This is a genomic window from Slackia exigua ATCC 700122, from assembly GCF_000162875.1.
GTDB classification, from domain to species: Bacteria; Actinomycetota; Coriobacteriia; order Coriobacteriales; family Eggerthellaceae; genus Slackia; species Slackia exigua.
Genome location: NZ_GG700630.1, coordinates 486722 through 504390, shown reverse-complemented (window position 1 = coordinate 504390; position 17669 = coordinate 486722). Strand labels below are relative to the sequence as shown.

At 60.7% G+C, this 17669-nt stretch carries 16 protein-coding genes and 1 other RNA gene; 11 read left to right on the top strand and 6 right to left on the bottom strand.

The window, feature by feature from the left end:
• Nucleotides 1-12 precede the first annotated feature (12 nt).
• The 6 genes from HMPREF0762_RS02235 to HMPREF0762_RS02210 all read left to right on the top strand — a co-directional run bounded on the left by HMPREF0762_RS02235 (nt 13) and on the right by HMPREF0762_RS02210 (nt 6101).
• Complete coding sequence (locus HMPREF0762_RS02235) at nt 13-1275, top strand: S41 family peptidase (RefSeq protein ID WP_006361766.1); 1263 nt, start codon at nt 13-15, stop codon at nt 1273-1275.
• Between the two features lie 7 nt (nt 1276-1282).
• Complete coding sequence (locus tag HMPREF0762_RS02230) at nt 1283-3430, top strand: ribonuclease R family protein (RefSeq protein ID WP_281269782.1); 2148 nt, start codon at nt 1283-1285, stop codon at nt 3428-3430.
• A gap of 95 nt (nt 3431-3525) precedes the next feature.
• On the top strand, nt 3526-3990 hold the full coding sequence (gene smpB / locus HMPREF0762_RS02225; RefSeq protein WP_009079111.1) for an SsrA-binding protein SmpB: 465 nt from the start codon (nt 3526-3528) through the stop codon (nt 3988-3990).
• 9 nt (nt 3991-3999) lie between these two features.
• Entirely contained in the window at nt 4000-4719 is a 720-nt protein-coding gene (locus HMPREF0762_RS02220; protein WP_006361763.1) for a hypothetical protein, read from the top strand.
• Between the two features lie 138 nt (nt 4720-4857).
• Nucleotides 4858-5219: a transfer-messenger RNA gene (gene ssrA / locus HMPREF0762_RS09080) on the top strand.
• A 237-nt stretch (nt 5220-5456) separates the two neighbouring features.
• Nucleotides 5457-6101 carry an alpha/beta hydrolase gene (locus HMPREF0762_RS02210; protein WP_040618832.1) on the top strand — a complete coding sequence of 215 codons (645 nt, stop codon included), beginning with the start codon at nt 5457-5459 and terminating at the stop codon, nt 6099-6101.
• Here HMPREF0762_RS02210 and HMPREF0762_RS02205 read toward each other — a convergent pair.
• Nucleotides 6064-6384 carry a hypothetical protein gene (locus HMPREF0762_RS02205; protein WP_115314194.1) on the bottom strand — a complete coding sequence of 107 codons (321 nt, stop codon included), beginning with the start codon at nt 6382-6384 and terminating at the stop codon, nt 6064-6066. The two genes, HMPREF0762_RS02210 and HMPREF0762_RS02205, sit on opposite strands and share 38 nt — an antisense overlap.
• Nucleotides 6385-6409: 25 nt before the next feature.
• The gene (locus HMPREF0762_RS02200; RefSeq protein ID WP_006361759.1) at nt 6410-8017 is read right to left on the bottom strand and encodes an aminotransferase class I/II-fold pyridoxal phosphate-dependent enzyme; all 1608 of its coding nucleotides are present in this window, start codon (nt 8015-8017) and stop codon (nt 6410-6412) included.
• Nucleotides 8018-8295: 278 nt separating this feature from the next.
• Between HMPREF0762_RS02200 and HMPREF0762_RS02190 the strand changes: the two genes are divergently transcribed.
• Nucleotides 8296-8925, top strand: a complete 630-nt coding sequence (locus tag HMPREF0762_RS02190; RefSeq protein WP_245935476.1) for a hypothetical protein — start codon at nt 8296-8298, stop codon at nt 8923-8925.
• 138 nt (nt 8926-9063) lie between these two features.
• Here HMPREF0762_RS02190 and HMPREF0762_RS02185 read toward each other — a convergent pair whose 3' ends face one another.
• Complete coding sequence (locus HMPREF0762_RS02185) at nt 9064-9630, bottom strand: hypothetical protein (RefSeq protein WP_006361757.1); 567 nt, start codon at nt 9628-9630, stop codon at nt 9064-9066.
• A complete protein-coding gene (locus tag HMPREF0762_RS02180; RefSeq protein ID WP_006361756.1) occupies nt 9623-9841 on the bottom strand; it encodes a helix-turn-helix transcriptional regulator in 219 nt (72 codons plus the stop codon). Before HMPREF0762_RS02180 ends, HMPREF0762_RS02185 begins: the two co-directional genes overlap by 8 nt.
• Nucleotides 9842-10234: 393 nt before the next feature.
• Between HMPREF0762_RS02180 and HMPREF0762_RS02170 the strand changes: the two genes are divergently transcribed.
• The 3 genes from HMPREF0762_RS02170 (at nt 10235) to HMPREF0762_RS02160 (ending at nt 13015) form a co-directional block, all read left to right on the top strand.
• Nucleotides 10235-10630 (top strand): molybdenum cofactor biosynthesis protein MoaE, encoded by a 396-nt coding sequence (locus HMPREF0762_RS02170; protein ID WP_006361754.1) that lies wholly within the window; start codon nt 10235-10237, stop codon nt 10628-10630.
• 227 nt (nt 10631-10857) lie between these two features.
• Nucleotides 10858-12288, top strand: a complete 1431-nt coding sequence (locus HMPREF0762_RS02165; protein ID WP_040618828.1) for a Na+/H+ antiporter NhaC family protein — start codon at nt 10858-10860, stop codon at nt 12286-12288.
• Nucleotides 12289-12298: 10 nt separating this feature from the next.
• Nucleotides 12299-13015 (top strand): class I SAM-dependent methyltransferase, encoded by a 717-nt coding sequence (locus tag HMPREF0762_RS02160; RefSeq protein ID WP_040618827.1) that lies wholly within the window; start codon nt 12299-12301, stop codon nt 13013-13015.
• A 3-nt stretch (nt 13016-13018) separates the two neighbouring features.
• On the opposite strand, the gene HMPREF0762_RS02155 is transcribed toward HMPREF0762_RS02160, so the two are convergent.
• The gene (locus tag HMPREF0762_RS02155) at nt 13019-13534 is read right to left on the bottom strand and encodes a nitroreductase family protein (RefSeq protein WP_006361750.1); all 516 of its coding nucleotides are present in this window, start codon (nt 13532-13534) and stop codon (nt 13019-13021) included.
• 513 nt (nt 13535-14047) lie between these two features.
• Between HMPREF0762_RS02155 and HMPREF0762_RS02150 the strand changes: the two genes are divergently transcribed.
• Entirely contained in the window at nt 14048-15613 is a 1566-nt protein-coding gene (locus HMPREF0762_RS02150; protein ID WP_147286821.1) for a helix-turn-helix transcriptional regulator, read from the top strand.
• Nucleotides 15614-15844: 231 nt separating this feature from the next.
• Here the strand turns inward: HMPREF0762_RS02150 and HMPREF0762_RS02145 are convergent, their stop codons facing one another.
• Complete coding sequence (locus HMPREF0762_RS02145; RefSeq protein WP_006361746.1) at nt 15845-17542, bottom strand: FAD-dependent oxidoreductase; 1698 nt, start codon at nt 17540-17542, stop codon at nt 15845-15847.
• Nucleotides 17543-17669: the final 127 nt, after the last annotated feature.

Below are 17669 nucleotides of genomic sequence, written 5' to 3'. Positions count from 1 at the left end.
CGGACGGGACGCATGGGCTCTCTGAAACATAGCAAGCATGTCTCCGATCAGGAGCGGCGCGACGTCAGGATCTTGAAGGCGCTTTTCGTCCTCGTCCTGGCGTTCGCGCTTTTCGCGCTCGGGTTCCTCGTGCGCGGGTACGACCCCCTGATGGAGAGGCTGGGCGTGAATTCCGTTTCCGTGCCGGCCCCGGTCGCATCCAACGCGTCCATGCAGGTTTCCGATGTGGCGAACCATCTGTCGGAAGTCATGAGCATCATCTCCTCCGACAGCGTCGATTCGTACGACGAATCGAGCGCGACGAACGCCGTGCTGGGAGCGTTCTTGGAGTCGACGGGCGATTCCTATGCGCGCTATTACGATGCCGATCGCTACTCGGCTTACGTCGATTCGTCTTCGTCCGATTATCCCGGAGTCGGCGTATTCTTCTCCGAATACAACGGCAAGGCGTACGCGCTCGACGTGTTCGAAGGCTCGTCCGCCGCCGAAGCGGGGGTGAAGCCCGGCGATTTCGTCGTGGCGATCGACGGGGATTCCTCCCAGGACTGGTCCGCGACCGAAGCCATCAACGCGGTGCAGCGCGAGTCCGGCTCGACCGTCGTCATACGCTGGCGACATGCCGAGAGCCTCGATTCGACGGGCGGCGAAGAGTTCACGACCACGTTGACGACGGGAAACTACGAGGAACCAAACGTCACGACGCAGCTGACGAACAAGGTCGGCTACATCTCGCTCAAGCAGTTCACCTCTAATTCCGATGCCCTCGTGCGCGAGGCCATCTCCGAGCTGACCGACGAAGGCGCGCGCTCTTTCGTGCTCGACCTGCGCGACAATCCGGGCGGATATCTTTCGAAGTCGGTCGATGTCGCCTCGCTGTTCATCAAGAGCGGCACGGTCGTCGAGATCGATACGCTGACTACCTCCACGACGCGCGAGGTGTCGGGCGACCTTGCCACGGAAGCTCCGCTCGTAGTGCTGGTGAACGGCAATACCGCCGGTTCGGCCGAAGCCCTCGCCGCCGCCCTTCGTGATCTCGATCGCGCGGCTATCGTGGGGACGACGACGATGGGGAAGGGGTCGGTGCAGGTCACGCGTCCCCTCTCGTTCGGCGGTGCCCTGCGCTACACGGCGGCGCGCTACGTGTCTCCCAGCGGGTATGCCATCGACGGCGTCGGCGTCTCGCCCGACGCGTCCGTCGCGATGGATAGCGACTCCTCGACGGACCGTCAGAAGGAAGTCGCCGTCGAAACCGCGCAATCCCTCATCAAGAACTAGTCTCGCCATGCCCCATCCTCGTACCCGCCGCCTTCGAACGAGAAGGACGGCTCGAGTCCTGCCGGAAGGCGTGCTCGAGGTCATGCCGTCCGGGTATGGTTTCGTGAAGACCGCGGAAGGCGAGTTCTTCATTCCCGAATCAGCCATGAAATCAGCCTTCGACGGCGATGTCGTCGCTGTTTCCCGAGCATCCGGTGGAGATGGGAATCGTCGGGCGCGGCGTACGGATCGACCGCAAGGACGCGTCGCGCGCGTGGTGACGCGTGCGCATGCGTCGATCGTGGGACGCTACGAAATCGCCGAGCCGTATGGAGTCGTCGTTCCTGAAGATCCGCGCATCAGGCATGATATCTTCACGCTGCGCAGGGATGCGTCGACGGCGCGCGAGGGCGATATCGTACGCGTGCGCATCACCGCCTATCCGGAAGCGGGACAGCCTGCATTCGGCAGCATCGAAGAGGTCGTGGGACACGAGGGCGATGCGGGCATCGATGTCGATCTCATCGTCGCGCGCCATACGCTTGCGACGTGCTTTTCCGATGATGCGCTCGCGCAGGCGGCATCCGCAGAGGCGGGCATCGATCGCGCGCTTCGAGACGAAGGGTATCGCGACCTGCGGCATCGCATCACGTTCACCATCGATCCTTCGGACGCCCGCGATTTCGATGACGCATTGTCGTTCGACGAGGTCGACGGGTTGCTGCGCGTCGGCGTGCACATCGCCGACGTTTCCCGCTATGTTTCCTGGGCGACGCCGCTCGATTTCGAAGCGCGGGCACGGGCGACGAGCGTGTATCTTGTCGATCGCGTGCTCCCCATGCTTCCTGAGAAGCTGTCGAACGACATATGCTCGTTGAAACCGAATGTCGCCCGTCGTGCCGTGACGGTCGACCTGTATTACTCGCATGCGCTCGAGCTTGTGCGGGTGGACGCCTATCCTGCCGTCATCGAGTCGAAGGCGCGATTCGTCTATGAGGATGTCCAAGCTTGTCTGGAATCGATGCGCGCCCTCGGATCGTCGGATCTCGAAGGGCGGGAAACGCCGCGGTATGCATGCTCGGCCGACGAGCTTTCGGGCTCTTGCACGCTCGACGGCGCTCTTCGGTCGGCTTTGGGGTCATCCGTTGCAGGCGACGATATGCACGGCATACGCGCCATCGCAGCACGTCTCGAATCCCTTCATCGGATCGCGCGGGCGCTTAGGGCGCGTCGTGCGCGTGCGGGAGGCATCGATTTCGACCGCGAAGAGACGAAGGTGCGTCTCGACGATCAGGGACGCCCCCTTTCAGTCGATCTTCGACGGAGAAACGACGCGACCTCTCTTGTGGAAGAGGCGATGATCTCGGCGAACGAAGCGGTTGCTCGCATCATGCGCGATGCCGGCGCTGCGTGCATCTACCGTGTGCACGAGGCGCCCGACTCGGGCGACTTGATCGATATCGTTCCCATCTTGGATGAATTCGGCTACGACGATGCGGTTTCCCTTTCCGCGTTCGCCATGGGATCTCCCAAGGCAGTGCAGGCGGTCCTTGCGCGGGCGCACGGCCGTCCCGAAGGTTCGCTCGTCTCCATGTTGGTGCTTCGGGCCATGAAACAGGCGCGGTATGCGCCGGAATGCCAGCCTCATTTCGGTCTTGCGAGCGCGGCCTACCTGCATTTCACGAGTCCTATCAGACGCTATCCCGATCTTATGGCGCACCGCCTGCTGAAAGCCGTGCTGCGGGGACGCGACGGCACGACGTCTGCGCAAGAGGCGGCGCTGCCGGACATAGCCGACCATGCCTCTCGGCAAGAGAAGGTCGCGGAGACGGCGGCACGGGAATCGCAGGAGCTCAAGATGTACGAGCTCCTTTCAGAACATATCGGCGAGCCGTTCGACGGCATGGTTTCGGGCGTTTCGACATCGGGGTTCTACGTGCGCATCGAAATGGGTGCGGAGGGATTCGTGCCGATGCGCGATCTAGGAGAATTCTTCCATCTCGATTCAGCGCGTCGCATGCTTTCAGGGGTCGAGAGCGGTGATGTCGTGCGGCTGGGAGATGCAGTGCGCATTCGCGTCGTCGCCGTCTTTCCCTATGCGCGCACGGCAACCTTCGCTCTTGCATCGAACAGGCGGGCTTCACGGCATTCGCGTGCTTCCTGGAGACCTCGATGAGGCTCGCGTCGATGCACGCGTAGTCGCTATAATAGGAAAGTTACCGCTGCAATGCGCTCCGAGGCGGGGCCGGTATGCGAGAGGAGGATGCACGCATGTCTCGTGAGAAGAAGCCGATCGCGAAGAATCGCAGGGCGTTCCATGACTATGAGATCATCGAGACGTTCGAGGCGGGCATCGTCCTTTCCGGGACCGAGGTCTGTTCGCTTCGAGAAAACAACTGCCAGCTCACCGATACGTTCGCGCTTATCCGGCATGGCGAGGCATGGCTGCATGGCCTGCATATTCCGCCGTATTCGCATGGCAACATCGCGAATCGCGAGCCGGATCGCGTGCGCAAGCTTCTGCTGCATCGTCGTCAGATCCGCTATCTCGAGCAGAAGACGAGGGATGCAGGCATGGCCATCGTGCCGATCAGCGTGTACTTCGACGCGAATGGCCGTGTCAAGGTCGAAATCGCCGTTGCGCGCGGCAAGAAGCTCTATGACAAGCGCGCCGCGATGGCAGAGCGCGATTCCAAGCGGGAAATCGAGCGTGCGATGAAGGTGCGCTCGCGGTAAGGGGGATGCATGTCGTTGTTCAAGAGGAAGGCCAAGAGCACCGCGCGCTCGGTTCTATCAGGCATGAAGAGCTCGAATGCCGCGTCTCGCGCATCGTCTGCGAAAGGTGGCGGCAAGGACGAGGAACTTGAAGCGCTGAAGGCCCAGCTCGAGGAAGAACGTGAGAAACGCCTGCGTGCCGAATGGCGCATCATGTACGATGCCGGCTGCGACGGCGAGTGCGAGGAATGCGCATACTACGATGTCTGCGACGGCGACTTCGTGGATGAGGAAGAATTCATATCTGAACAGCCGAAGACCGAGAAGCCGGAGGTCGAGAAGCCGAAAGCGGGCACGCCTCAGGTCGAGGAGTCGGAGGTTGCGACTGCGCAGCAGTCCGAGGATGGAGGCGCATCCAATGTCGAGGATTCGGCTGCGGATGCGGTCGTCGATCCTGAGGAAGAGGCGCTTTGCGAGCAGGAGCGCGCGCTGTACGCGGAGGCGGCGGCATACTATGCGGCCGGCTGCGACGGCGACTGCGACACCTGCGCGTATTACGACTACTGCCCGGCCGAGGAAGAAGATCCCGATACGGAGGAGCTTGCATTCGGCGTGACGCAGGGAGACGTGAAGAGCTTCGCGAAGGGCGGCATGGACCTCGCACGCGAGACCGCTGCCACGATGAAGGACCTCAAAGAGGCATCGGACGAATTCCGCGATCTCGTTGACGTTCGCCAGTGGTTCAAGTAAGATAGCTCGCCCCTCGCGTTGACGAGCGGCGTGCCCCTTGATAGGGTGGATGCCAGGCACCTACATAATCGAACGGCTGAACGCCGTCGAACCCTTCGGGCGGGAAGCGCGGGTGCGCCGCGCCCGAAGCCTCATATTGGGGGCGACCGGTTTCGACATGGCAGTTTTGAACCGAAGAGCAGGCCGTGGTCTCCTCGCCACGATAAACAGGGGTACCGTCAAGTTAATTGGCAACAAGAACTACTCTGGGCAGTACGCCCTTGCTGCTTAATTTATAGCAGCTCGTCAACCCGGGCCTTTCCCCATCCCGGCGCGACGTCATTCCGGGGAACGCTCGCACGTCACGTGACCGGTATGGTCGTGCGCTAAGACGGAACCGGTATGGACGCATCAAGCCCGTCTGCAGGCGTGATGCGTTCGAGATCGAATGCAGACTAAGCTTGTAGAGCCTCGGGGATGAGCTGGTATGGACCGGAGTTCGACTCTCCGCGCCTCCACCACGCGTTCGCAGCCTGCCATCTGGATAATCCCAGGTGGCAGGCTGTTTTCAGTTTGTTGTGATTACAACGGAACGGTGAAAATCGTTCAAAATTGATCGTAAATCGTCACGACATCGGCCAATGCATGTCCGATGCATACAGCGGCGATGTTCGATATGAGCCGTTGCATTCGCAGTAAAGATTCAAGGCATAATAGATTAGTTCACGAATGTTTTGTTTCAGAAAGGGGTGGTCGCGATGAACAGTGCGATTGTATATGTGCACGGGAGGGGCGGCTCTCCAAAGGAAGCTGATCGATATAGGCAGCTCTTTAGACATGCATACGATGTCATAGGCTTTGATTACGCATCGGCGTATCCATGGGAAGCGCAGCTCGAGTTCCCTGCATATTTCAGTTCGCTCCATTCCCGATACAGCAAGGTCCTTCTTATCACTCAGAGCATAGGCGCTTACTTCTCTTTGGTCTCGTTATCCGAGATGCCGATCGAAAAAGCGATGATCATCTCGCCAATCGTGGATATGGAGAAGTTGATCCTTGCAATGATGGAGCGAGCGGGCGTGACGGAGGACGAGCTTCATGCCCGAAGCGAGATAAAAACGCCGTCCGGCGAGCGGCTGTCATGGACCTATCTCACGTTCGCCAGGGAACATCCGATCACCTGGGGTATTCCTACCAGCATTCTTTATGCGGAGAACGATGCTATAACCAGCCTGGATGCCATAACGGATTTTGCGCGTACGACGAGCTCGGAGCTTACCGTCATGCCTGATGGCGAGCATTGGTTCCATACGGAAGACCAGATGAGGTTCTTGGACGACTGGATAACGAGAAGCATCCCCGCGTCTATTCCTCGGCCCGCGGCCAGACGCGCCAGGCTATGAAGGTAAGGCCGGCTATGGGGATGATGCCTCCCGTCCAATTGCTGTCGGACGCCGCGATCATGAGTCCCGCCTTCACGCAGAGAACGGCCGTCACCGCAAGACAGACCGCCGCGATGATTTTGTCGCGCAGCGCATGCGCAGGCTTCGCCGGCTCCTGCATTTCGATTTCGGCTTCCGTTGCCTCGTCGTCCGAGCTTCGCGTATCAGCGTCTATTTCGTCCGCCGCGACCCTTGCCGTCGTATCCGACGTCGCGCGATGTATGCGGACTGCGTTCGTACGCATGCGTATCCTGCCTTCCATCCCTGCACTATTGCCGGTAATACGAGAGGAAATCGCCGATCTGCTCCATGGCTTCGCTTAAGACCTCGATGCGGGGCAGGTAGACGATGCGGAAGTGATCGGGCTCGTGCCAGTTGAATCCTCCGCCGTGCACGATGAGGATCTTCTTCTCCTTCAGCAGGTCGAGCGCGAACCGCTCGTCGTTTTCGATCGCGAATTTCTTCACATCGAGCTTGGGGAAGATATAGAAGGCGGCCTTCGGCTTCACCACGCTGATGCCGGGAATGTCCTTGAGGGCATTGTAGACGTATTCGCGCTGCTCGTAGATGCGCCCGCCGGGCACGATGTAATCGTTGACGCTTTGGTGTCCGCCGAGGGCCGTCTGCACGATGGACTGCGCGGGGACGTTCGAGCAGAGGCGCATGTTGGACAGCATATTGAGGCCCAGGATATAGTCCTCGGCCAGGCGCTTGTTGCCCGAAAGGATCATCCAGCCGATGCGGTAGCCGGCGATCATATGGGATTTCGAGAGCCCGCTGAACGTGATGCAGAACAGGTCGGGGGCGAGCGAAGCGATGCTCACGTGCTCTTCGCCATCCATGACCAAGCGGTCGTAGATTTCATCGGAGAAGATCATGAGCCGGTGCTCGCGCGCGATGTCGACGATTTCCTGCAGGACTTCTCGAGGATAGAGCGCGCCGGTCGGGTTGTTCGGGTTGATGATGACGATCGCTTTGGTGCGGGTTGTGATCTTGGCGCGCATGTCGTCGATGTCCGGATACCAGTCGGCCTGCTCATCGCAGATATAGTGTACGGGGGTTCCGCCCGCGAGCGTGGCGCATGCGGTCCACAGGGGGTAATCAGGCGAGGGAATGAGGATTTCGTCGCCCGAATCGAGCAAGGCCTGCATGCAGAGGTTGATGAGCTCGCTGACGCCGTTGCCGGTGTAGATGTCGTTCATGGTGACGTTCGGAAGCTTCTTGAGCTGGGAATACTGCATGATAGCCTTGCGGGCCGAGAACAGTCCGCGGCTATCGGAATATCCTTCGCAATCGGGAAGCTGGCGCGCCATGTCGTACACGACCTCGTCGGGTGTGTGGAATCCGAACGGGGCGGGATTGCCGATGTTGAGCTTCAGGACATGCGTGCCGGCCTCCTCCATGCGGCTCGCCTCGTCGACGACGGGTCCGCGCACGTCGTAGAGCACGTTGTCGAGCTTGGAGGACTTCCTGAAGAGACGCCGCGCGCCTTCGGCTTCGGCGGTCGCCGAGGGAGCGGATTTCGTATCGGGGGATAGGCGAGAGGCTGGTCGTACGGTTTTCGTGCGGCCGTTGGCATGCGAGATTCCGGGTGTTTCGGCTCTGTGCGTTGGGGCGGGCGTCGGCATACTTGAAGAAGACTCCTTTGCCGACGCCTCCGTCGTTCCGCGCAGAAGCCAGTCTTGCGTGACGCCGAGCGCTTCCGCGAGGAAGGAAAGCGTTTCGGCACGAGGGGTGGTCTTTCCGCTCAAATATTGGCTGAGCTGGCTTTTTCCGAGTTTGCGGCCCTGTATCTGCGCCGTGCGCACAAGGTCGACCTGCTTGAATCGCGCGGCCGCCATCGCCTCGCGCAGGCGGGATGCGAAGGTTTCTTCCATGAGCGTATCCTTCCGTAGTTCAGTGATTAAATTGAACTAGCACGGAAGAATACCATGATTCATTGAACTTGAACCGCATTCGGTGCGTTTCGTTCGTTTTAAGTTCAAATATACAGGGTTTCTGAACTATAAAGGGGATAATGCGAACGCATTCGACGTGCCATGCGCTTCGCTTCATGTCGCATGCGGAAGGGAGGGGGATCGTCGCTGAATCGGATCTCTTCTTCCCGCGCGCGTGGTATGGTGTTTCAGGATTCATCGCCGCGCGAGGAGGCTTCATGCAAGAGCAGATTTCGACTCTTTCACCAGAAGACGTCCGAACACTTTCGAAGAAACCCTATGCGGTTTGGTGGTATGCATTTCCCATCGTCCAGGTTGCGTTGCTGTTCTGCTTCTTTTTCCTGATGGGCGCCAATGACGATGACGGGCCGTACGACCTTATCATCATCCTGTATCTTGCGTCTGCGTTGATCAATGCCATTTGGGCGTTCGTGCATACGTCCCCTGCGTATGAGGAATACCTCATGAGGTCCCTTGTCATCGTGCGGTATGCGACGGTGCCGTTTTATCTGGGATTCTTCATGTTCGGAGTGTTTGCGAGCATTGTGCTCGCATTTTTCACCGGCCCCTTCGGCGCCCTGTTCTTCATGCTCGTGGACTATCTGATCCTTCTTTCGTTCGTTCCTTGGGGACTCGCGTATTTCATCTGCCTTCGGCGGTCGGGCCAGATGGGCGTCATCATGATGCTTGTGAACATCGCCCTTCAGTTCTGCTTCGTGCTCGACGTCATCGACACGATCGCCGTCGTGTCGGTTTGGAAGCGCAGGCTCATTCCCGCGAGCATCGCCGTCATCGTCTTCATGACCATGGTGATTGGCGCCTTCCTCTGCATGGTCATGCTGGGGTAGGACGCCCGAAGGCGGTTTCGTGCCTCGGCCTATGCGGAGATGGGGTCGCGCGGGCTTCGGAGGACATGCCGGGGATGCGGGCATGAGGACAGCTGCATGCGCTATCGATTCCGCACGCCTGTCATCTCTGGGCTCTCGTCAGTCGTCCAGCTCTCTCGCCAAGGCTTCTGCGGCTTTGCGGGCTTGCGACCAGGCGAGGTAAAGGGCGAGAACCGCAAACCCGAAGACGAAGATGCCGAATGCGGCTCCCATAAGGAAATTTGCCAGCAGATATGCCTGCTCGAATCCTACGAGCTGCACTTCGGCGATGGTGCGCACGGCAGAGAGGGCGCAGGAGAAGACGACTGCGGATCCGGCGGAATAGGCGAGGGTGAATCCGAGCGGAAACGAGGCGTTATGGCCGAACTTCGATCCGCAATAGACCCCCTTTGCCTGCTGGGTATTCGCCACGACGATGCATGCGATGGCTATGCATGCGAAGAGCGCCGATACGACCGCGCTCAAGGCGGCTTTCACCTCTTCGGTCATGATGTCGAGATGATGGACGTCCATGAGCTGCACGTACGACATCAGATAGAACGCGATGACCATGATGCCTGCGATGAGGAACCAGAAAGGTTTCTTGAACGCGCGATCTCCCTCGGTTTCCTCGCACTCGTCGGCGGGCTTCATGTAATCGTTCCAGGTTTTCATCAAACTAGTCATGAGATTTCCCCTCGATCCAGAACAGGTCGTTCAACGTGCACCCAAGCGCACGGCAGATGGCTATGCAGAGATTCAACGTCGGGTTGTAGCCGCCCGCCTCGATGAGCCCTATGGTCTGCCTCGTGGCGCCTACGGCCGCGGCAAGATCGCCTTGCGACATGTCGCGCGCCGCACGGGCGGCTTTCATGCGAAGGTTCTTCTGCCCTTCCATATGCCCGCCTTTCGTCTGTAAGATATATCGTGCATTACTGTGCAGTATGCGATATACATTGCATAGTGTCAAATATATATTGCAAAAAGAATGAAATAGAAGGAATTATTCTTTTGCTCGGCGTGAAGACCGATGATGCGCGCAGCGCGTGGGGCGTGTTGCTTCCAAGCGCTAGGCATTGCGCACGTACGCTTCGAGCGCTATGTGCCGCGCGCACGCATATCCGTCGGGCGCCATGGGGCGTTGTGCATTTCGCGTCTGCATGCGATGCGTCGCATGCGGTAGGGCATTGCGGCGCATCCATTCTGCCGGGGGAGTGGTATCGTTGGACCGAACATCTGGTTCGCATCGAATGCATCGCAGTCGTTTTCGCATGACAGAAGGAGCGCGAACATGCCGAAGGAGCATCCGTCCATCGATCAATGGCTCGCAGAAGCGAAGGCCGACCCAAGCGCCGCGCAGTGCGGCATGTACCTGACGCACAACGGCGTCGTGCGCGTCACGCCTAAGCGTCAGGTGCGCGAAGGCGTCGAAGGTCTGGGAGAGGTGTCGCAGGTCGATTTCAGCTACGATGCGGCGGGCGTGGATGCCGCCGTTGCCGAAGCGCTCACCTGGCCAGGCGTCTACTACGTGCGCGTGTGGCTCAACGAAGGAGTGCTCAAGGTGGGCGATTCCATCATGTACGTGCTCATCGGCGCCGACATTCGTCCGCACTGCGTGGATGCTCTGCAGAAGCTCGTCGGAAAGATCAAGAACGACCTTGTTGTGGAACGGGAGATCTACGCGTAAAGAAGTGTGCTCGTATTTCCCGGTCCTCGTTTTCGGGGATCGCCATCGCCCGCGTGTTCGCCGCGCGCGGCTCGTGAATCGACGTCGAGGGTGCGAGGCGAGCGGATGCCCGAGGAGAGCGTACGTTCGCCGCATGCGTCGTATGAATCGACGGCTTGGAAACCCCTCGTTCACGTTCGTATGCCATAATGCGAAAACTCATGTTCAGACGAGGGAAGAAGAGACCGATGCTTGAGAAGAGAGAAACGGGCCAGGCCGAATCCGCGGCCGCTACGGCCGCCGTCGAAGAGGCGCGCCTCCAGGAATCCGGAGGCGGGGCGATCGGACCGAACGGGTTCGCGCTGCTGCCCATAATCGTGTTCCTGGTGCTCTATCTGGGGTCGGGCGTGTACTTCGAATACGTCAGGCCCATTGACGGGCAGATGGGCTTCTACGTGATCTCGGTCGTCGTGGCGTTCATGGTCGCCCTGACCGTGGCGCTCGTGCAGAACAGGTCGCTTTCCTTCGATGAGAAGATCCGCCATTGCGCGCGCGGCATCGGGGACGAGAACATCGTCATCATGCTGTTCATCTTCCTGTTCGCCGGAGTGTTCAGCGGTTTGGCAAGTGCGGCCGGCGGTGCGGAGAGCACGGCGAACATGATGCTTTCGGTCATTCCGTCGAACTTCGCCATTCCGGGGCTCTTCCTTATCGCGGCCATCATCTCGCTTGCGATGGGGACGAGCACGGGCACGGTGTCGGTCTTGGCCCCCATCGCCGTCGCCGTGTCGGCGAATGCCGATCTGAACCTTGCATTTTGCGTGGCGAGCGTCATCGGTGGCGCCATGTTCGGCGACAACCTCTCGTTCATCTCCGACACGACGATCGCATCCACGAAAACCCAGGGTGCGGCCATGAAGGATAAGTTCTACGAGAACGCGAAGATCGCCATTCCCGTCGCACTCGTTTCCATGGTCGTCATCGCCGTCGTCGCATCTTCTTCGGCGCCTGCGTCTGTGGGCACCTACGAGTTCAACCCGGTGCTCGCCGTACCGTACTTCGTCGTGCTCATCCTCGCCATGACCGGCATGAACGTGCTTCTGGTGTTGACGATCGGCATTCTGCTCATGCTGCTGACGGGCGTTGCCGCCGGCACGCTTTCCTTCGTGAGCGCGTTCACGTCCATGGGTACCGGCGCGACCGGCATGTTCGAAACCATGATCGTGACCATCCTGGTCGCGGCCATCGGCTCGCTCATGCGTCAGCACGGCGGGTTCGCGGCCATCCTGCAGTTCATCCATAAGCACTTCCATGGACGCAAGGGCGGCATGGCGGGCATCGGCCTGCTGGTCTTCCTGCTGGACGTCGCGGCGGCGAACAACACGGTCGCCATCGTGATGGCAGGTTCGGTCGCCAAGCAGATCAGCGAGGAATACGACGTTTCTCCGCGCGAGGCGGCATCGCTGCTCGATACGTGGTCGTGCATCGGTCAGGGCATCATCCCGTACGGCGCTCAGCTTCTGATCGGAGCAGGCATCGCGGGCATCTCGTCGGTGTCCATCATCCCGTTTCTGTTCTATCCGATGCTGCTTGCGGTGGGTATGGTCGCCTACATCCTGACCGACGGCCTGAAATTCGGGCGCGGAAAAGCGGCTGCTTCGAGCGCGACCCGCGCGTAACCGCGCCGCCATGGCACGAGGCGGCGCCTCGGATATACGTGACGATCGGCTCGAGCATGCACAGGCATGCGCCCGTGCATGCGGCCTTGATCTGCATATGCGCGTCGAGGGCTTGACGCTTTCGCGCGACGGGGTCGATGTGCGCGGCGATTTTTCACGCATGCGTCCTCGCGTGCGAGCAGGCGTTCTTTCCAAGGAGCTGCTTGTGCGCGCCTGCCGCGTCAAAGGGGCATCCGCGCCTATCGCCATGGATTGCACGGCCGGTCTGGGCGAGGATTCGTTTCTGCTGGCGGCTTCCGGTTTCTCGGTCATGCTCCTCGAGCGGAACCCTGTGGTGGCAGCCCTGCTCGCCGATGCGATGGAACGTGCACGGAAGGATCCTGAGCTTGCAGGGATCGTCGCACGCATGACCCTTGTCCAAGGCGATGCGCTCGATGCTTTGGACCAGGCGATGCATGATGGCCGGCAGCCCGACGTGGTCTATCTGGACCCGATGTTTCCCGAGAAGCGCAAAGATGCCGTAGCCAAGAAGAAGCTTCAGCTGATCCAGCGGCTCGAAGCTCCCTGCGACGACGAATCGGCGCTCCTTGACGCCGCCTTGACGGCGGGTCCACGCAAGGTCGTCGTGAAGCGTCCGCTCAAAGGGCCGTTCCTCGCGGGCAGGAAGCCTTCCTATGGCCTGCGAGGCAAGACGATCCGCTACGATTGCTACGTTCGGGCGCGATAGGCCCTACACATACGTTACGGTCTCTTCAAGGGGCTTGCGCTCGTCGTGCAGTCTGGATGGTTTCGCGTCCGGGGCTGCGTAGCCGATCGGCATGAGCAGCACGGGCACGATGGATTCAGGCAGATCGAACGCTTCGTTCGCCTGGGAATTGGGAAAGAGATTGACCCAGCAGGTGCCGAGCCCCGCCTCGGTGGCCGCAAGCATTATGTGCGTGGCCACGATGCTCGCATCCTGCTGCCCGGCATGGATTCCTTCCTCAAGCGGGTTCTTCCAGTCCTCGTCTGCATCGTAGGCGATCAGGAGCACGACCGGGGCGCCGAACCGGCATCGTGTGAGGCCGTCCACCTTTTCAAGCGCCTCCGCGCTGTTCAAGACATAGATGCGTTGGGGTTGGAGGTTCTTCGCGGTCGGCGCGATGTTTCCTGCCTCAAGGACGGCGGAAAGCTTTTCAGGCTCGACAGGAGCGTCCGAGAACTTCCTGACGGAATACCGTTGCGCGGCGAGCTTCATGAATTCCATTGCCTGCTCCTTTCGCTCATGCGGCAGGTACCTTCGTAGGCTGCCTTTCTTGCTCTATGCGGCTTTTTCACTCTGTCCATTCTAACGTCGATTATCCGTTCGGGAGGCATCGGTTCTTTCGGTCCGTCTCCGTATTCCGCTCTGCGCAGAACGGAATCGTCGCTTCTCCCTTGGGGCCGAAAGGCGTTCGTCCTCATGCGGTTTTTGAGCCTTCAGGGGCTCTGTGCGTAGAGTGCCGTGTGACATGGTGCATGCGAGAAGGTCCCGCATGCATGCGGCGTTGACTCGATCTACGGAGGAGGGGCATCAAGAAGAAGTTCGCCTTGATTGCTGCGGGAGCGCTGCTGGGCGACCTGATGGCGCTTTCGTTTGCGGCGTGCGGCGGATCCTCGTCGCGTGATAGGATATCGGCCCGAGTCGATCGCGTTTCTTTCCGTGTGCGTGTGGGAAGGTGTTTCGTGCGATCGGCGGCAGGAAGGATCGAGGGGGGGTCATGTGCTCGAGGAGCTGCATTTGATTCGCGTACGATATCTGGGTTGGGGACTATTGCTTGCCTGGGTGTTCTGCACGTTCTATACCGATGTCGCACTGAATGCCATGGGATCGCTCGCCCCCGCCGTCCTCGCTGAATCCAACAGGGGATCGGCGCTCTCTGTGCTTCCCGTGCTGTCGGCGATCGCTGCGCTTGCGGCTCTCGTGTTCGTGGAGCGACGCCTCGGTGCCGTCGTAGATCATCCGGCCGTGCTTTGGGTATCCGCTGCAATGGCATGCGCATCGACGCCGCTTCTGTTTTTGGGACAGTCGCTCGCGCCGGTCGCGTACGGGGTCGGGGCCATAGGATCAGGTATGGGAAGCGCGGTTCTCTGGGTCGGCTGGGGCATTCGGTATGCGGGGTTGTCTCAAGAAGATGTTGAGCTGCATGCGCCGGCTTCGGCGTTGGCGGCGGCCGTGGTCATCCTTGTCACTTCATCTATGTCGGGCGTCGTGGGCATCGCATTCGTCGCGCTTCTTCCGGTCGCGTCCGTTGCCATGCTGCAGCGTTCTCTGTCAGGCGCTGCACGCATGCAGGTTCTCGAAGGCTCCGATGCCATACATGCTTCCGACGCCGCTGCGGCGCATGACAGGCTCTTGTCGAAGCCTGTGCGTGTGTCGAAGCTTTTCGGGCGCAACGGCTGGGGCGTGCTGCTCGCATGCCTCTTCGCCTGCGTCGCCGGCGGATTCTGGGCGCAGCCGGCCGATGATGCGTCAGGGCTCCAAATCGTCATGATCGCGGCGGCCGTGCTGATGCTTGTCGTGGGCATGGTTTCGGTGTCGGGCCCGCGGCGGATATCGGTTTCGTTCGTGTTCCGGTGGATATGCCCGCTTCTCGTAACGGCCTTCGCGGCGCTCGCCGTATACGGCGATTCGTTCGGTCCCTATATCGCCAACGGCATCTCGCTCGCCGCCCGTTTCGCGTTCTGCACGATAACCCAGATGTACTTCGCGCGCTTCGCCGCGCGCGGGCTTTCCACGGCGACGCAGTCGTATGGATGGGGATGGATCTGCGTGCATGCGGGCGATCTGCTGGGCGTCATTGCGTTGCTTTGGTTTTCGCCGCTCGTGGCTGCAGATGAGCGTGCGCTCGCGACGTTTGCGATCGCAAGCATCGTGGCACTGGTCTTCTGCACCATGCTCGTGCTCGGCGACGATTCGTGTTTCAAGGTTCCGAGCTCGGCTTCCGAGGGGGCGACGTTCGTGCAGGGTGCGGGTTCTCTTGATGCCGCTTCGTCGGCCGTCTATGGCGGAGAAGGACCGTGCAGCGCAAGTGCCGACCTTTCGGCCGATGCAGGCACGGTCGCCGTGGCGACGGGCGTGACCGGCGCATCCTCATCCGAGCATCGGCTCGCGGAGCTTTCGGCGGAATTCGGCCTGACCCAGCGCGAGACCGAGGTGTTCGTCCTGCTCATGCGCGGCCGATCGGTGCCCTATATCCGCGACGAGCTTTCCATCTCGCGCGATACCGTGGCGACGCATGTCAAGCATATCTACGTGAAGGCCGACGTCCATTCCCGTCAAGAGCTGCTCGACCTGGCGCTCTGATGCAGAAGGGATCGAGCGGGCGCGATGACGGCGGCCATGCATACCTCTTTTGCATCATATAGGCGCGTGGTTCTTCGGGTTTCGCCTCACCGCAAGATGACGGGCTGCATGCGACGAATCGCATCCCGCTTCCTGATGAGAACGAGATGCGATTCGTCATGCGAGAAAAGCACGCAGGCGCCGTGCAGGAGGGATGCGCGTCGCCTGCTTCGCCCGCAGAGGGACGGTTCGTTAAGCGATGCCGCAGGCATGCTTGGCGGCGATGCGGGCGAAGCAGCCGCAGCGTCCTGCATTGACGCCGGTGAATTCGCTCGGATAGCCGTGCGGATAGAAGCCCCCCTGGTCGTTGCCGCAGACGTAGAGCCCTTCGATGACCGTGCCGTCCTGACGCAGCGCACGGCTGTCGGTGTCGGTCACGATGCCGTTTATGGTCACGAGGAAATTGCCTGTCGTGCGGATGGCGTAGAAGGGAGCCGTATCGACGGTGCTGCAGCGATAGGCCGCCTTGCCGTAATCGACGTCGCCTGAAGCCATGACCTCGTTGTAGCGCTCGACGGTGGCGAGGAAGGCCTTCTGGTCCGCTTCATCGGAGAACATGGTCTTCGCGAGTTCCTCGAGCGTGTCGCATTTCTTGAGCGTGCCATCGTCGAGGCGCGGCTGCATCCAGAAACTGTCGAGATGATCCTTGCTCATGGCTTCGAGATCGTACACGTCGGCGTTGAACGCGCTGCCGTCGGGGGCGGGAGCCAGGCGCGAGCATCCTCCGGTGTCGAAGCGCTGGATGTCTTCCCAATACGTGCCGTCGAACACCTGCCAGCTGAATCCCTTGGGTTGGCGCGTGCCTTGGGCGTAGATCTCGGGATAGGTGGAATCCTCGTTCATGAAGCGCTCGCCGTGCACGTTCACGCGCAGGAAGGGTTGGCTTGCGGGAAGGAAGAGCGGCATGCCCATGTCGGGACCGATCTGCTCGGTGTCATCGGTGATGCCGCGGTTCCAGACCATGGCGCCTGCGCCTTCTTCCAGGTATGCGCCCGCCCAGAGCGCCATGCGGATGCCGTCGCCGGATTCCGTGGTGGCCGCGGTGCTGGTGCAGTACTTAAGGGCGTCGGGACACAGATCCTCGACCATTTCGCGGTTCGCGCCGTAGCCGCCGGTGCAGACGATGACTCCCTTCGCCGCGTTGTACTGGCGGTACTGGTCTTTGTTGAAACGTGCGAGAACGCCCGTGACCTTGCCTGATTCGTCCTGGACGAGCTGCTCGCCCGTGGTCAGGAAATCGATCGTGCCTCCTGCTTCGAGGAAGAGATCGCGCATGACCTCGAGGTGCTGGTACGCGCCGTAATTGGGGCCTTGCGGATTGAAGTCGCCCATGACCGGATTGGTGCACATCGCAGGGTAGTAGGCTTCAGGGTCGTCGGGTGCATGCCATTCGAAGGGAAAGGTCATGCCGGCAGGGGTTTCGGTGTCTTCGAGCCAATCCATGAACTCGCCCGACTTGTCGCACCAGGTGCGCCAGAGCGCCATGTTCACGTCGCCGGTCTGGGTTTTGCGCACGTGGTTCATGAGCATGGGGATGTCGGGGGTGTGCTCGCCCGCATGGCGCGATCCGATTGCGCCCACCGCCTCGCGAGCCGAGGCGACCTGTTGGCCCTTTTCGATGATGACGACCTTGAAACCCTGCTGCTGGGCGGTCATGGCGCCCATGAGGCCGGCATTGCCGGCTCCCACCACCACGAGGTCGTAATCAACGGTTTCCGCGATGTCGGCGATGGGTTCGGGAGCGTCGCGCCATGACGCGGCCTTGGTTTCCTTCTCGTCTTCGCTCGCCTGCTTCGGCGCGCAGCCGGCAAGGCTGGCGGCGCCGGCCGCTCCGATGGCGGCGACGCCGCCGAACTTGAACAGATCGCGCCGGCTTATGGATGTCTTCATGCGTTTCCCTCCTCGCGCATCGGGCTTCTTTGGATTCCGATGCGCATCCGATCATGCCGTGCCTCTCCTTGAGGCGCACGGCTTCAACGCATTCGACGATAGGCATGGACTCGGCTGCCTGCATCGC

What these genes read in the sequence shown, in the direction of transcription:
- HMPREF0762_RS02235 (WP_006361766.1), top strand. Translation starts at nt 13, where the DNA reads ATGGGCTCTCTGAAACATAGCAAGCATGTCTCCGATCAGGAGCGGCGC.
- HMPREF0762_RS02230 (WP_281269782.1), top strand. Translation starts at nt 1,283, where the DNA reads ATGCCCCATCCTCGTACCCGCCGCCTTCGAACGAGAAGGACGGCTCGA.
- smpB (WP_009079111.1), top strand. Translation starts at nt 3,526, where the DNA reads ATGTCTCGTGAGAAGAAGCCGATCGCGAAGAATCGCAGGGCGTTCCAT.
- HMPREF0762_RS02220 (WP_006361763.1), top strand. Translation starts at nt 4,000, where the DNA reads ATGTCGTTGTTCAAGAGGAAGGCCAAGAGCACCGCGCGCTCGGTTCTA.
- HMPREF0762_RS02210 (WP_040618832.1), top strand. Translation starts at nt 5,457, where the DNA reads ATGAACAGTGCGATTGTATATGTGCACGGGAGGGGCGGCTCTCCAAAG.
- HMPREF0762_RS02205 (WP_115314194.1), bottom strand. Translation starts at nt 6,384, where the DNA reads ATGCGTACGAACGCAGTCCGCATACATCGCGCGACGTCGGATACGACG.
- HMPREF0762_RS02200 (WP_006361759.1), bottom strand. Translation starts at nt 8,017, where the DNA reads ATGGAAGAAACCTTCGCATCCCGCCTGCGCGAGGCGATGGCGGCCGCG.
- HMPREF0762_RS02190 (WP_245935476.1), top strand. Translation starts at nt 8,296, where the DNA reads ATGCAAGAGCAGATTTCGACTCTTTCACCAGAAGACGTCCGAACACTT.
- HMPREF0762_RS02185 (WP_006361757.1), bottom strand. Translation starts at nt 9,630, where the DNA reads ATGACTAGTTTGATGAAAACCTGGAACGATTACATGAAGCCCGCCGAC.
- HMPREF0762_RS02180 (WP_006361756.1), bottom strand. Translation starts at nt 9,841, where the DNA reads ATGGAAGGGCAGAAGAACCTTCGCATGAAAGCCGCCCGTGCGGCGCGC.
- HMPREF0762_RS02170 (WP_006361754.1), top strand. Translation starts at nt 10,235, where the DNA reads ATGCCGAAGGAGCATCCGTCCATCGATCAATGGCTCGCAGAAGCGAAG.
- HMPREF0762_RS02165 (WP_040618828.1), top strand. Translation starts at nt 10,858, where the DNA reads ATGCTTGAGAAGAGAGAAACGGGCCAGGCCGAATCCGCGGCCGCTACG.
- HMPREF0762_RS02160 (WP_040618827.1), top strand. Translation starts at nt 12,299, where the DNA reads ATGGCACGAGGCGGCGCCTCGGATATACGTGACGATCGGCTCGAGCAT.
- HMPREF0762_RS02155 (WP_006361750.1), bottom strand. Translation starts at nt 13,534, where the DNA reads ATGGAATTCATGAAGCTCGCCGCGCAACGGTATTCCGTCAGGAAGTTC.
- HMPREF0762_RS02145 (WP_006361746.1), bottom strand. Translation starts at nt 17,542, where the DNA reads ATGAAGACATCCATAAGCCGGCGCGATCTGTTCAAGTTCGGCGGCGTC.